This is a genomic window from Parapedobacter sp. 2B3 (genome assembly GCF_041925275.1).
Classification (GTDB): Bacteria; Bacteroidota; Bacteroidia; order Sphingobacteriales; family Sphingobacteriaceae; genus Parapedobacter; species Parapedobacter pyrenivorans_A.
Map to the genome: position 1 here is coordinate 45563 of NZ_JBHEUZ010000005.1, position 13397 is coordinate 58959.

16 protein-coding genes are annotated in these 13397 nt (G+C 52.4%); 5 read left to right on the plus strand and 11 right to left on the minus strand.

Annotated features, from left to right (window positions below; genetic code table 11):
• Positions 1-149 precede the first annotated feature (149 nt).
• A complete protein-coding gene (rlmN, locus tag ACEVG1_RS07430; protein WP_374742992.1) occupies positions 150-1214 on the plus strand; it encodes a 23S rRNA (adenine(2503)-C(2))-methyltransferase RlmN in 1065 nt (354 codons plus the stop codon).
• A 6-nt stretch (positions 1215-1220) separates the two neighbouring features.
• A complete protein-coding gene (locus tag ACEVG1_RS07435) occupies positions 1221-1916 on the plus strand; it encodes a ComF family protein (protein WP_374742993.1) in 696 nt (231 codons plus the stop codon).
• A 133-nt stretch (positions 1917-2049) separates the two neighbouring features.
• Here the strand turns inward: ACEVG1_RS07435 and ACEVG1_RS07440 are convergent, their stop codons facing one another.
• Positions 2050-2472: a VanZ family protein gene (locus ACEVG1_RS07440; protein WP_374742994.1), complete on the minus strand. Its 423-nt coding sequence runs from the start codon at positions 2470-2472 to the stop codon at positions 2050-2052.
• A 180-nt stretch (positions 2473-2652) separates the two neighbouring features.
• Entirely contained in the window at positions 2653-3033 is a 381-nt protein-coding gene (gcvH, locus tag ACEVG1_RS07445; protein ID WP_374742995.1) for a glycine cleavage system protein GcvH, read from the minus strand.
• A gap of 218 nt (positions 3034-3251) precedes the next feature.
• Between gcvH and ACEVG1_RS07450 the strand changes: the two genes are divergently transcribed.
• On the plus strand, positions 3252-4451 hold the full coding sequence (locus ACEVG1_RS07450) for an anhydro-N-acetylmuramic acid kinase (RefSeq protein WP_374742996.1): 1200 nt from the start codon (positions 3252-3254) through the stop codon (positions 4449-4451).
• Position 4452: 1 nt separating this feature from the next.
• Here ACEVG1_RS07450 and ACEVG1_RS07455 read toward each other — a convergent pair whose 3' ends face one another.
• Genes ACEVG1_RS07455 through ACEVG1_RS07470 form a run of 4 tightly spaced genes read right to left on the minus strand, consistent with a single transcriptional unit; the run spans position 4453 to position 7118 of the window.
• Positions 4453-5127 (minus strand): DUF2461 domain-containing protein, encoded by a 675-nt coding sequence (locus ACEVG1_RS07455; RefSeq protein WP_374742997.1) that lies wholly within the window; start codon positions 5125-5127, stop codon positions 4453-4455.
• A gap of 20 nt (positions 5128-5147) precedes the next feature.
• On the minus strand, positions 5148-5948 hold the full coding sequence (locus ACEVG1_RS07460; protein ID WP_374742998.1) for a phosphatidate cytidylyltransferase: 801 nt from the start codon (positions 5946-5948) through the stop codon (positions 5148-5150).
• Between the two features lie 5 nt (positions 5949-5953).
• On the minus strand, positions 5954-6172 hold the full coding sequence (locus ACEVG1_RS07465; protein ID WP_374742999.1) for a DUF2007 domain-containing protein: 219 nt from the start codon (positions 6170-6172) through the stop codon (positions 5954-5956).
• The gene (locus ACEVG1_RS07470) at positions 6153-7118 is read right to left on the minus strand and encodes a lysostaphin resistance A-like protein (RefSeq protein WP_374743000.1); all 966 of its coding nucleotides are present in this window, start codon (positions 7116-7118) and stop codon (positions 6153-6155) included. The genes ACEVG1_RS07465 and ACEVG1_RS07470 overlap by 20 nt, the downstream gene beginning before the upstream one ends.
• A 121-nt stretch (positions 7119-7239) precedes the next feature.
• Between ACEVG1_RS07470 and ACEVG1_RS07475 the strand changes: the two genes are divergently transcribed.
• Positions 7240-8439: an aspartyl protease family protein gene (locus ACEVG1_RS07475; RefSeq protein ID WP_374743001.1), complete on the plus strand. Its 1200-nt coding sequence runs from the start codon at positions 7240-7242 to the stop codon at positions 8437-8439.
• Positions 8440-8494: 55 nt separating this feature from the next.
• Positions 8495-9538: a DUF2157 domain-containing protein gene (locus ACEVG1_RS07480; RefSeq protein WP_374743002.1), complete on the plus strand. Its 1044-nt coding sequence runs from the start codon at positions 8495-8497 to the stop codon at positions 9536-9538.
• A 35-nt stretch (positions 9539-9573) separates the two neighbouring features.
• On the opposite strand, the gene ACEVG1_RS07485 is transcribed toward ACEVG1_RS07480, so the two are convergent.
• The 5 genes from ACEVG1_RS07485 to ACEVG1_RS07505 form a co-directional block, all read right to left on the minus strand.
• Positions 9574-10104, minus strand: a complete 531-nt coding sequence (locus ACEVG1_RS07485; protein WP_374743003.1) for a YceI family protein — start codon at positions 10102-10104, stop codon at positions 9574-9576.
• 73 nt (positions 10105-10177) lie between these two features.
• The gene (locus ACEVG1_RS07490) at positions 10178-10594 is read right to left on the minus strand and encodes an OsmC family protein (RefSeq protein WP_374743004.1); all 417 of its coding nucleotides are present in this window, start codon (positions 10592-10594) and stop codon (positions 10178-10180) included.
• Positions 10594-11763 (minus strand): PLP-dependent aspartate aminotransferase family protein, encoded by a 1170-nt coding sequence (locus tag ACEVG1_RS07495; RefSeq protein ID WP_374743005.1) that lies wholly within the window; start codon positions 11761-11763, stop codon positions 10594-10596. The genes ACEVG1_RS07490 and ACEVG1_RS07495 overlap by 1 nt, the downstream gene beginning before the upstream one ends.
• A gap of 67 nt (positions 11764-11830) precedes the next feature.
• The gene (locus tag ACEVG1_RS07500) at positions 11831-12265 is read right to left on the minus strand and encodes a DoxX family protein (protein ID WP_374743007.1); all 435 of its coding nucleotides are present in this window, start codon (positions 12263-12265) and stop codon (positions 11831-11833) included.
• 87 nt (positions 12266-12352) lie between these two features.
• On the minus strand, positions 12353-13339 hold the full coding sequence (locus tag ACEVG1_RS07505) for a pyruvate dehydrogenase complex E1 component subunit beta (RefSeq protein ID WP_374743008.1): 987 nt from the start codon (positions 13337-13339) through the stop codon (positions 12353-12355).
• Positions 13340-13397 lie beyond the last annotated feature (58 nt).

A 13397-nucleotide genomic window follows, 5' to 3' on the forward strand; every position in this document is an offset into this window, starting at 1 on the left:
CTGAAACATGCCTCGTCTCGCTCAAAAATAAGCGACAAACATTTTAACGATATAAATTTAGATAGCTTCTTAGGCAAATATGTGTTTTTTTTCGTGCCAAACCAAACAACCGGAAAAAATACCGGCAAAAAAAGCCGTACCTTTGTGCCGTGTGTGCGGTCAAATCGAAAATCGATATACGTAGCCTGACGCTCGAGCAATTGCAGGCCCAGTTGTCGGCCATGGGCCAGCAAGCGTTTCGTGCAAAGCAGATTTATTCATGGCTCTGGCAGAAATCGAGTGTTGATTTCGAGGAAATGAGCAACCTGAGCAAGCCGCTACGCGACACGTTGAAGCAGGAATTTGCCATCAATGCCGTACGGGTACAGCGGGAACAACACAGTGGCGACCGCACCATCAAAAGTAGCTTTGCGCTCCACGACAACCACATCATTGAAGGGGTACTGATCCCCGCGCCGGACCGTATGACGGCCTGTGTGAGTTCCCAGGTGGGCTGTAGCCTCACTTGCAAGTTTTGCGCCACGGGGTATATGGACCGTAAGCGCAACCTGAACGCCGACGAGATATATGACCAAGTGGTCCTCATCGGTAAGCAAGCACAGGAACATTATAGGCAACCCCTCACCAACATCGTATACATGGGAATGGGTGAGCCATTGCTCAACTACAGCAATGTGATGAAGTCCGTCGAACGGATTACAGCACCCGACGGGTTGAACATGGCGTCAAAACGCATCACCGTTTCCACCGCCGGTATCGCCAAAATGATCAAGAAACTGGGCGACGACCAGGTACGCTTCAATTTAGCCCTTTCATTGCACGCGGCAAACGATAGTAAACGCAACGAAATCATGCCGATCAACGAGCAAAACTCACTGCGTGCGCTTGCCGAGGCACTGAAATATTACTACGCCAAAACCAAGAACCCGGTTACGTATGAGTACATTGTGTTCAACGGCGTGAATGATGGCCTTACGGATGCACAAGAACTCGCCGCTTTTTGCAAACACCTGCCATGCAAGGTCAACATCATCGAGTACAACCCCATTGCCTTTGCCGATTTCGAGAATGCAGCAGCAGACAAAATCGACCGGTTCGCCGATTTTCTCCGGCAGCGGGGGATAACGACTAATGTGCGCCGCAGCCGAGGTAAAGACATCGATGCCGCATGCGGGCAGTTGGCCATCAAGGAAACAGCCACCCCTACCACTTGAGTACCCATGCATGTCAAACGATACTTCAACGATTTGACATCGCTTTTTTTTGCGCAGACATGCGCAGGGTGCGATGCCCCGTTGGTAAGCGGCGAAAAGCTTATCTGCACCACCTGCTGGTACCACCTCCCCCGCACCCATTCCCATCAAGACAGGCAGAATAGCAGTGCCCGGCAGCTTTGGGGCAGGGTCCGTATCGAGGCAGTGGCTTCCTATTGGTATTTCCGCGAGGATTCGCGCGTAAAACGGATCATCCACCAACTGAAGTACCGCAACTGCCCCGAAATCGGCACCGTCATCGGGGCAAGGTACGGGGCGGCACTTACCGATACCGCCCCTTTCAATCAAGCGGATATCATCGTGCCGGTACCCTTGCATCCCAAAAAACTCCGCAAGCGGGGATACAACCAAAGTGCTTTTTTCGCCAACGGCATTGCCCGTTCGATGCAGTTGCCAATGGCGGAAAACGGCTTGGTTCGAAAGAGGCCTACCAAAAGCCAAACCCATAAGAACCGCTACGAGCGGTATGAAAATATGTTACAGACGTTTGAAGCAAACGATATCGATGCGATTGCCGATCGGCACGTACTACTGGTTGACGATGTGTTGACGACCGGCGCTACGCTCGAGGCCTGTGCCAGCACCTTGCTGGAAAACGGGGCTGCCCGCGTGAGTGCGGTTACCATTGCCAAAGCGCTGTAGTGTTGACGAAGGATCCGCGGTTAGGGCCACCGCCTTTTGGCGATGTACCGACGGGCACTTGCATCCCTTGCTGAAAATCCCGCAAGAAGACACGGACACCATCACGGTAGCTGCCAATGCAAGCCGGACAATTTTATACTTCATAACTTTCGTTCTTGGCATGGGCTATTTTGGACGGCACGGTTTCCGCCCGGTAAACGTTATGCAAAAGGAGGTAGGCAAATACACCCATCCCTGTTCCTACTGCATCCGCGAAAAGGTCCCACACTTCCGCCGAGCGGTAAATAAAAATCTTCCATTGCAGGAATTCCGTAAGCAACGCGAACAAGCTGGAAAAAACGATTACCTTGATGGAAATACGCCACGACGGTTTGAATGTCCCTACCCGCCGAATGGCGCCATAGTAGAGCAATACAGTGAAAACAAAGAAAAAGCCGGTATGCACCAGTTTATCTATTCCAGGAAACTTCGGCACTTCATCTGTGGCCGCCGATGGCAAGCCGCATAACACCACCACGACCACGGCCCACAACACCGCCCATATGTAATGTTTCATTCGAAAACAATTTTGTCCTTTACGGCCTCATGGAACCTGCATCTTCACCGCCTTTTTTCGTCAGGCGCTGACATGGCAGGTTTCATGTTCTCCTTTTGCCTGCTATCGAGCCATTATAATGCCAAAAAGAAACGACATCCACCACCACGGCAGATGTCGTTTGTGAGGAGATACCCCTTGTTATACGGCTACCTGTGCCTCGTAATCCGCCGCGGAAAGCAACCCCGCTGCATCCGCTGGGTTGTTCAGTTTCACACGGACAAGCCAACCCGCTCCGTATGGATCTTGATTGACCAGCTCTGGCGAACTGTCTATTTCATCATTGACCTCCAGCACCGTGGCCGTAACAGGCATAAACAAGTCGGACACCGTCTTTACCGCTTCGACGGTACCAAACACTTCGTTTTGTGCTACCTCATCACCCACGGTATTGACGTCGATGAATACGATATCGCCAAGCTCACGCTGGGCAAAATCGGTAATACCGATGATGGCTTCTTCACCTGTTACGCGAATCCATTCGTGGTCTTTCGTGTACTTTAAATCTTTAGGAAAAGTCATTTGAATACGATTTACTTACTACTTCATGCATACATTGACGACGCGGCATGGTGAATGAACACAAGCCGGTCTAAAACACCTTCCAAACATAGATAAAATTGCTTTTAATACACAATACAAAAGCAATTTTTCCAATGCTCCTCCGCCGACCCCTATGCGGCGGCTACAAGAAAATAGGATGGCAAGGTAAAACTGCAAAATACATATCTTAGCGAATTATGAATCCATATGTCCATAAGCTATCTGCGGTAGCCAAGCAGCCAAGCCGGTTGGTGATCGGCCTCATGTCGGGTACATCGCTCGATGGTTTAGATATCGCGCTCTGCCGTATTGCGGGCAGCGGTACCGGCACCACGCTTGAGCTCCTCCGCTTTGACACCAAGGAATATACCGACGAGTTCCGCGAGCGGGTACGGCAGGTCTTTGCCAAACGCACCGTGGACCAACTGGTACTCAGTGGGCTCCATGCCCTCATCGGGAAACTCCATGGGACACTGGTAAACGAAGCATTGCGCGGTTGGGGGGTGTCACCGGCCGATGTCGACCTCATCGCTAGCCACGGCCAAACGGTTTTCCACGCACCGCAATCGCTCACGGGCACCACCGACTACCCGAATAGCACGCTGCAACTGGGCGACGGCGATCACTTGGCCGTAACCACCGGCATCATTACGGTTTCCGACTTCAGGCAAAAACACGTTGCTGCAGGGGGCGAGGGCGCACCGTTGGCGGCCTACGGCGATTACTTGCTCTTCACCGACACGCATGAAACGCGTGTATTGCTTAATATCGGCGGTATTGCCAACTTCACGCTCCTTCCTGCCGCCAATGGGAATGGCAATCCCTGTTTTGCCACGGATGTAGGTCCCGGCAACACGCTCATGAATCAATACATGCTGGCGCATTTCGGGGTAGAAATGGATCGTGACGCCCAAGTGGCTGCCAAAGGCACCGTCAGCGAGCCGCTGCTGGAAGCCCTGTGCGACCACGATTTTTTTGCACTTCCTTTCCCAAAAACCACCGGTCCGGAATTGTTTAACCTCCCATACCTTGAGCGGGCTCAGCGGGCCAGTGGCACCGGAAGCCTCCGTACCCATGATGTAATGGCCACCTTGGTCGCATTCGCCGCATCGGCCATCGTTGCGTCCGTGCAACGTGCCGTACAGGCATGCCGCAATCCCTGTGTCTACATCAGCGGCGGCGGACTGCACAACCCCTTACTGGTAGAGCGCATAACCCTCGGGCTTACGGGAATACCCGTGTCTTCGTTCGAGGTGCTGGGGCTCCTACCCGATGCGAAAGAAGCTGCTCTTTTTGCTCTGTTGGCCAATGAGACCGTGGCAGGGAAGGCCGTCCATGCTACCGCGATCTTCGATTCGCCGGCGGTGTGCATGGGAAAAATCAGTTTCCCTGCTTAGCTTATTCTTCGCCGAGCGCCTCGTGGAGAAACAGCTTGAAATCGTACATCCGGCGGTAGGCCTGTAAAACACGCTCCAGGCCGTCCGCATGTTGCAAGTCAGCATCCGTAAACGACTCAAAGGCGGTGAAGCTCTTAAGCTTTAGCCAATCGATATAGGGATTATCTTCACTGAACCCGGCCGGTGGCCTTTTCAACACATCTTGTGTATCTAGCTGACAATGCTCTTTGAAAGCCGATTCATTCACAATATCCAATAGGCGGGCACCGTTGTAATCTATTTCCTGCCTGATGGCCGCCAGGTGTTCTTTCTCGGGCCGCCAATATCCCGCCGCCGCAAAGCTATTGCCCGGCTGTATGTGGATGTAATATTCAGGCCCATTCAGTTTGCGGCCGGCCGTGGAAATCCCCGCTCCCAACCACGTTTTGTACGGCGTCTTGTCCTTACTGAATCGGGTATCGCGGTAAATCCGGAAGACGCACTTGGACACCGGAATATCTGCCGAAATGTAGCGGTCCCATTGGGCGAGCCCTTGAATCAACCCTGCGGTAAAATCCTTCATGTTCTGCCAGGCGCGATCATACTCCACACGGTGTTCCTGGAACCATTCCCTATCGTTGTTTGTTTTGATTGCCTCCAAAAAACCAAATGTATTGGCATGTATATTCGTCTGCATGATGCGATGTGTTTTGTAAATCAGTACACCAACTCAAGAAATACGAGTACCGCCGGCGCGGCAAACAGCAGCCCGTCGAAACGGTCGAGCAAGCCCCCATGGCCGGGCAACACCGCACCTGAGTCCTTCACTTGCTGGCTGCGTTTGAGCATGGACTCCACCAGGTCACCGAAGGTGCCAAACAGCGAAACGACCAACGCCATACCTACCCATTGCCACCCGGCCAATACCGCAAAATAGTGGGTCAACACAAGGGAGGTTACCAACGCCAACAACACACCCCCGACAAATCCCTCCCACGTCTTGTTGGGCGATATGCGCTCGAACAGCCGGCGTTTGCCAAAAAACTTTCCTGTAAGGTATGCCCCCGTATCGTTACCCCAAAGGATTAGCATGAAACCCAGCGGCAAGCGGTGGTCATACGCATCCGTCACAAAACCCAGCGAGAAAAAGGCAATGAACGGCAACACCACATAGACCGTACCCAACAGTGTGTAGGCAATGCTGCCGAATGGCTTTTCATGCTGTTGATAAAGCGGAAGGATAAAGGCAAGCGTGACCAGCGGAATCAGCAATAGCAGGTAGCGCACATCGAAAGCGACTAAACGGTAACCGGCGAATAGCCCAAATCCGAGCGTACCCAATAGCGCCCCCAACAGCCTGTTCGGCTTACCGGTATCGTCGCCGATGATCCGGTAAAATTCATTTACGCAGTAGGCACTCAACAAGATAAAAAAACCTGCGAAGATATAACTCCCCAACAACATGGAGGCCACCATAACGATGACAAAAAAGAGGGCAGTGATGGCACGTATTTTCATGTGGGCTATTGTTCGCTATCTTCTCCTTCCATTTGGGCTATCAAGCCCCTAGCAAACACCTCTTCAGATTCGTGGACGTACAGCTCCACTTGGCCAAACCGATAAGATGAATCCTGCTTATTCATAATCACCGCCGACACGCCATGCTCTTCAAGCATCTGCTTGGTGATCTCCGCTTGGACGGGATTGGCGGTAGTAAATAGTTTAACCCAGTGTTTTTCCATGGCGTCGTGTGTTTTTTTCCGTGGCCGTTTTGTGGTATTGATAGAGCAAGACTCCGGTAAGCACAAAGCTAATAAAATAAAGGTATACTGGTATTTGTTCGCCGAAGTTCATATCGTCGAGTGACTTTCCTTGCCGCTGAAGGTAAAACGCGGCTATCACCGCGGTGGCATTATTGATGAAGTGGGCCAATACGGGCAACCAGATATTCTTCCCCCACAGTAGCATATAGCCAAACAACGCCCCGAGCAACATCCGCGGCAAGAATCCGTAAAACTGTAAATGGATCGCACTGAACACGATGGCGGTGGCCCAGATGGCAAGGTGCGGGTTACGGAACCAGCGGATGAGGATGCCCTGCACACACCCACGAAACAGGAACTCTTCGCCGACGGCGGCGATGACGGCCACCACAAGGAGGTTTACCATGAGCCCCCAATAGGTGGTATCAGACAGGAAAATGCGTGTCAACTGCTCCAGCTCAGCCTCTTTGGCCCTCATCCAGTTTTCCAGGCCCGACAGTGCTTCGGGCAGTACCAGCCGTTCGTTGAGTTTGATTGCCTGCTCGAAAATGGGCGCTGAGAAAAACATAATGCCCACGATGATAAACCACAGCTGCGGGTTAACCGGAGCTTTGAAGTCGAGGTACCGATGGCGTCGCTTTTCGATGGGCCCCATCAACCATGCCGGAAAGACGAACATGCCGATGCTGGAACCCGCCTGTACGATTTTCATGAAGGCGGCATTGGAACTATCGCCCGACAGGAGCCCTTCGAGATTGCCGATGCCGGCAGACCCATTGGTTACGGCAAGCCCGATAAACACCGAGAGCATACCGAATATAACTGCTCCGGCAAAAACAAGGGCCAACAGCAGGATCAATGAAGTGATGGGATGGTTCTCTCCAGGTTGCCGGAGGCCGTCCGGGAACGCATTATGCTCGGTCATTGGCACGCATTAATTTGGGGATGAAGATACGGATTGCTGCTGACACTCGGAAACACCGATGACGGGATTGCGCGTTGGCATAATAATCGTATCTTTGATAAACAAACCCAAAGGCACCGCTATGAAAGCCTTACCAATTATAGCTCCCTTGTTAGCTGTTAGCACCTTTGCTGCGATAGGGGCGTATGCGCAGGAGGAATTTATCCCGCCGCCGTCAAAGGCGCTGACCACGGTACCCTTTTCATTGGCAGCCGAAAGCGTAATTCTCATCAAAGCCACCTTGGTAGGGAAACCGGATACGTTAAACTTTATCCTGGATACCGGAAGCAGCGGCATCTCCCTGGATTCCACGACGGCCGATGCGCTCAACCTGGTGCCCGAAGAGTCGGATATCAACATCCGTGGCATTGCGGGGGTCCGGAAAGCCGAATTTCTATATAACCAGCAACTCCAGTTAAATGACCTCATCGTAGACAGCCTCAACTTCCATATCAATGACTATGAGTTCCTATCGTATGTTTACGGAATCCGCATCGATGGGGTAATCGGCTATTCGCTGCTGAGCCGATACATCCTGAAAATAAACTACGATGACCACGAGATCACGGTTTGCTCGCAGGGGACGATAAAATATCCACGTGGGGGGCATCTATTGCGGCCTTTCATCCGAACCCTCCCCGTTCACGCCGCCCAGATCACGGACCATCGTAAAATCAATTCCCGTTTCCTTTTCGACATCGGAGCCGGGCTCTCATTGGTTTTGTCGCAGGAATTCGAAGCAGACAGCACCGTCGTGCGCAAGAAACGCAAGCGATTTCCCGTAGAAGCGCACGGCGTAGGCGGAAAACTCGATATGGAGATGACGCTGGTGAAGGATTTCAGGCTGGGCCCCTACCGCTTCCGCAATGTGCCCACCATGATATTCGAAGATGAGTTCAATGTGACGTCCTATCCCTACCTGGGCGGACTGATCGGCAACCAGATCCTGAAACGGTTTAACCTCATCGTCAACTACCAACGGCGAGAAATCCACTTGAAACCAAACTCGTTATACCGCGAGCCATTCGAGTATTCCTACTCGGGCATGGAACTGTACTACATAAATGACCACATCATCGTCGGTTCCATCGTGAAAGGCTCTCCGGCCGATCTGGGGGGGCTCGAGGAAGGCGATATCGTCATCGCGGTCGACAACAATGCCAACCAGAATTTTGCGCAATATAAAAAGGCACTGACATCGGCCAGAAAGCACGTGCGGCTGATTATCCGGCGGGATGAAGAACTGATGGATATCCCCATCAAACTGATGAGTCTTCTATAGGCCAAAAAGGTATATGCACCGATTATTCCTACCTTAGCGTTTGAAAACCCGGCATGTGAAAAAATTAATGGTCAATAAGCAGGAAAAAGAAACCATCGACGAAGCCATCGCCCACTGGCGGGAGACGGGACTGCTTGACGACGTTGCTGCAGAGCGGTTGGGCGAATCATATGAAGTAAAGGGCTTTGACTGGAAAAGGCTGGCCCAGTATGCGTTCTGGGTAGCCCTCTCGTGCGTGGTATTGGCATTTCTCTCGTTGTTTGCCGATCAGCTGGTGCTCCGTTGGATCGAGCGGCTGTACGACACACCGGATGTGGTGATCTGTGTTTTCTGTTTTGTATTGGCTTCCGTGTTTTATGCCTGGGGCTTCCGGAATAAGCGCAAACACCCCGACAAGACGTTCAGCAACGAGGCCCTGATGGCCGTTGGCGTATTTGCGACCGCTGCATTTATCGGTTACCTGGGGAAAATCATCGACAAAGGGTCGGGGCATTTCTCGCTGTTGTTTCTCGCTTCGGTGGTTGTTTATGGCATCCTGTCTGTTAAGCTATCTTCCAGGTTAATCTGGGTCTTCACATTGGCCGCCTTCGGGATCTGGTTTGCAACCGAAACGGCCTATCACAGCAACTGGGGGTTCCGTTTCTGGGGCATGAACTACCCTTTGCGCTTTACGCTGTTCGGCGCGTTACTCACTGCATTTTCGGTGTTTTGGCAACACCGAATCAGACCAATTGGCCAATTCCGGCAACTCACGTATATCATCGGACTTACTTACCTGATGACTGCGCTGTGGTTGTTATCCATTTTCGGCAACTACAGTGATTTGGACATGTGGTCGCAGGTGCGGCAGTGGCACATCTTCTATTGGGGGTTGTTGTCGTCGGCCGTATCGTTGGGCCTGGCTTGGTATGGGTTGAAAAAACACGACAATGTTGCCCGCGAATTCGGCATTGTCTTTCTGATCATCAACATTTATACACGGTTTTTCGAGTACCTCTGGGACAATATCAACCGGGCTGTATTCTTCTTGTTGCTGGCATTGTCATTCTGGTACATCGGACGCTGGGCCGAGCGGATATGGCGCGGGGAAATAAAATAGGGTGCTCCGGTTAGAACACCCACTTGCCGCATTGGTTATTGTTTAACAAACTGGACGCTTGCCTGTATTTTCACGTCGTCGCTCACAACCACTGCACCGGCCTCGGTAACAGCGCTCCAGGTAAGGCCAAACTCCTTACGGCTGATCTTGCCCGACACTTCAAACCCCGCTTTGAAATTACCGTAAGGGTCTGTTACCGTGCCCCCAAACTCGACATCGAATTTCACGGGCTTCGTGGTTCCGCCAATGGTCAGGTCGCCGCGTAATACAAACTCATCGCTACCTTTTTCTTCGATGGAAGTCGATGTAAACGTCATCTGCGGGTGATTCGCCGCATCAAAGAAGTCGGCGGATTTCAGGTGCTCGTCACGCTGTGACTGGTTGGTGTCAATACTGGTGGTATCGATGGTAAAATCAACTTTGCCCGTGGTAAAGTTCGATTCATCTTCCGTTACCACCGTGCCGTTGAACGACCGGAAATAACCGGTAACGGTGGTGATCACCAAGTGTTTTACTTTGAATGCTACCTCTGAGTGGGTAGGATCTAATTTCCATGTAGTTGCCATAATCTCTTTTAATTGTTCGATACAAAGGTACCGCCCGTTTTACAGACGCGCATTGAACTAGGTTAAGTTTTTCTTACCCTACTTTCACATCGTAGGTGATATCGACACCACCGGCAGCGAGCATATCATGCACGGAGCAATATTTCTTTACCGCCAGTTCGGCCGCCTTTTCCGCTTTCACCGGGTCGATGGTGCCTTTCAGGGCAAACGAGATATGGATACGTGTGAAGATGTGAGGGATCGCCTCCCGCCGTTCACCTTCCACATTGATGTGCATGTCGTCTATCTGCTGGCGCTGTTTTTTGAGGATGCTCACCAAATCCAGCGCGCTGCACGAACCGAGTGCCATCAACACCAATTCCATGGGCCGGGCGCCCAGCCCCTCGCCCCCGATATCTGGGGAACCATCGATGTGCACTTTTACCTGGGTGGTGTTGCTGGCGCCCTCAAAATGGACGGCGTCGTTGACTTTCGTTAACGTGATGTTCATTATCTGCTATTTGTTAGTGCCTGTTCGAGGTCGCCGATGATGTCGGCTACATCCTCAAGCCCCACCGATATCCGTATGCTACCCGGCTGGATACCCAGTTGCAGCCGCTCGGCTTCGGTGAGCTTCGAGTGGGTAGTGGATGCCGAATGGGTAGCGATGCTACGCGAATCGCCGAGGTTAGACGTGATGCAAAGCATCTCCAGGGCATCAAGGAACCGCTTGGCCCGGTCAAATCCGCCCTTGATGACAAACGTTACGATGCCGCCCCCGGCCTTCATCTGTTTTTTGGCGAGTTCGTATTGCGGGTGCGATGGCAGAAACGGATAGCGCACTTCTTCCACTTCGGGATGCGCTTCCAATGCTTGGGCCACAGCCAGCGCGTTGCTGCAGTGACGATCCATGCGCAAGCCCAGTGTTTCCAAACTCTTGGACAACAGCCAGGCGTTGAAGGGTGCCAACGACGGACCCGTATGGCGGATGAAAAACATCAATTCATCGATGAGCGCCTGTTTCCCGACCACCACACCGCCCAGCACGCGCCCCTGCCCATCCATGTATTTGGTGGCCGAGTGGCTCACCAGGTCAAACCCATACTGGATGGGTTTCTGGAGGTACGGTGTTGCAAAGCAGTTATCCACATTGAGGATGATATCGGGATATTTTTCCTTGAATTTGCCCAGCCATTCCAGGTCCACCAGTTCCAACCCCGGATTGGACGGCGTTTCGAGAAAAATCATCCGTGTATTGGGCTGTATGGCCTGTTCCCATGTTTCCGGCTCTGCCGCATCAACATAGGTGGTGGTGATGCCCCAGCGCGGCAACAATTTGGTAAAGAGCTGGTGGGTAGAACCAAATACCGCCCGGCAGGATACGATGTGATCGCCGCTTTTCAGCAGCGCGGCAAACGATGCAAACACGGCCGCCATGCCCGAAGAGAATGCAAGCCCTGCCTCAGCGCCTTCCATGGCACATACTTTATTGATAAACTCCGTGGTATTGGGGTTTGAATAACGGGAATATACATTCCCGTGTTCTTCTTCTGCAAATATGGCCCGCCCCTGTTCGGCGCTGTCAAAAATAAAGCTGGACGTAAGGTAGAGGGGTACCGCATGTTCCCGGTAAGGAGAGCGGTCGGCCTGTTCGCGGATGGCCTTCGTTTGTTCGTTCATTTCCAATATTAATCGGACAAATTTAGCCAATGTAGCGGGCAAATACAAATCGGCCGGTGCCTCTTCTTCAACCCCTCCTTGTCTTCAGCTGGTGGTCTAGCGAGTAAGGGCCCGACCCGACAACGAGGAAAACGAGGAGCAGTGCCAAAACCACCAACGAAACCCACAGCTCGGAATTGAGGAACGTAAGCCCCCGGGTTATGTTGACGAAAAATACGGCGACAAACAACACCGGCAGTTGGAAAGCTACCGCCAGGCGCGTGGTCAACCCCAGCGCGATGAGGATACCGCCCACAAGGTGAGCGAAGGCGACGTAGTGCACAGCACCCCAGGTATAGACCTGTATATGGGTGTCTTCAATCAGCTGCCGTAGCGATTCCGTGTCGGCGAGAAACATTCCGCCCTTCAGGAAAATGACGATACCCAAACCGATGCGGATGATATCCAGCCACCGGGGATGGTGGGCATCGCCCCAGTATTCGATTTTTTCGATGAGATTCATAATAGGCCTCCTTTCCGGTCACAGAACAAAGAAGCCCGCCTTTTGTTTGAAAAGCGGGCTTCTTTGTTATCGGCCTTTATTTGGGGGTCATTTCTTGATGTACATCACCTCTTTCACCGCTTTGACCACACGCTCCACATTGGGCAGGGCCGCCTGTATTAGCGTAGGCGCATAAGGCAGGGGCACGTCGGCCGATGCAATCCGCACCACGGGTGCATCCAGGTAATCAAATGCATCGCGCTGTACCTTATAGGCAATCTCGGATGATATGGATGCCAGCGGCCATGCCTCTTCCACGATCACCAGGCGGTTGGTCCGTTTCACGGATTCGATGATCGCGCCATAATCGATGGGGCGCACCGTGCGCAGGTTGATAAGGTCAACATCTATCCCCTCTTTGGTCAGCTCTCCCACGGCAGGCTCCACTACCCGGGGCAGCATTTTACCGAATGTCACGATGGTTACGTCATTTCCCGACTTTACGGTATGTGCCTTGCCGAGCTCGAGGTAGTATTCTTCCTCGGGCACTTCGCCCTTGTCGCCGTACATCACTTCCGACTCCATGAAGATAACGGGGTCCGGGTCAATAATGGACTGTTTCAGCAGCCCTTTGGCATCGTAGGGGTTGGCAGGCACTACCACTTTAAGCCCCGGCGTATTGGCATACCAGTTTTCGAAGTTTTGGGAGTGCTGGGCAGCGAGCTGTCCGGCATTGCCCGTAGGGCCGCGGAATACGATAGGAATGGGAAACTGGCCGCCGCTCATGGAGTTCATCTTGGCCGCGGAATTGATCACTTGATCAATCGCAACCAACGAAAAGTTGAACGTCATAAACTCGATGATGGGCTTCAGCCCGTTCATCGCAGCACCGATGCCAATACCAGCGAAACCCAATTCGGAGATGGGGGTGTCAATAACACGCTTGGCACCGAACTCATCCAGCATCCCTTGGCTCACCTTGTAGGCGCCATTGTATTCGGCCACCTCCTCACCCATCAAAAAAATCTTTTCGTCTTTGCGCATTTCCTCGTTCATCGCTTCCCGAAGCGCTTCTCTGAATTGTATTTCTCTCATCGGTTGTTTTATCGTTGTCGACTGTATAGCGTTATCAAAAAATATAGCACGCAAACCT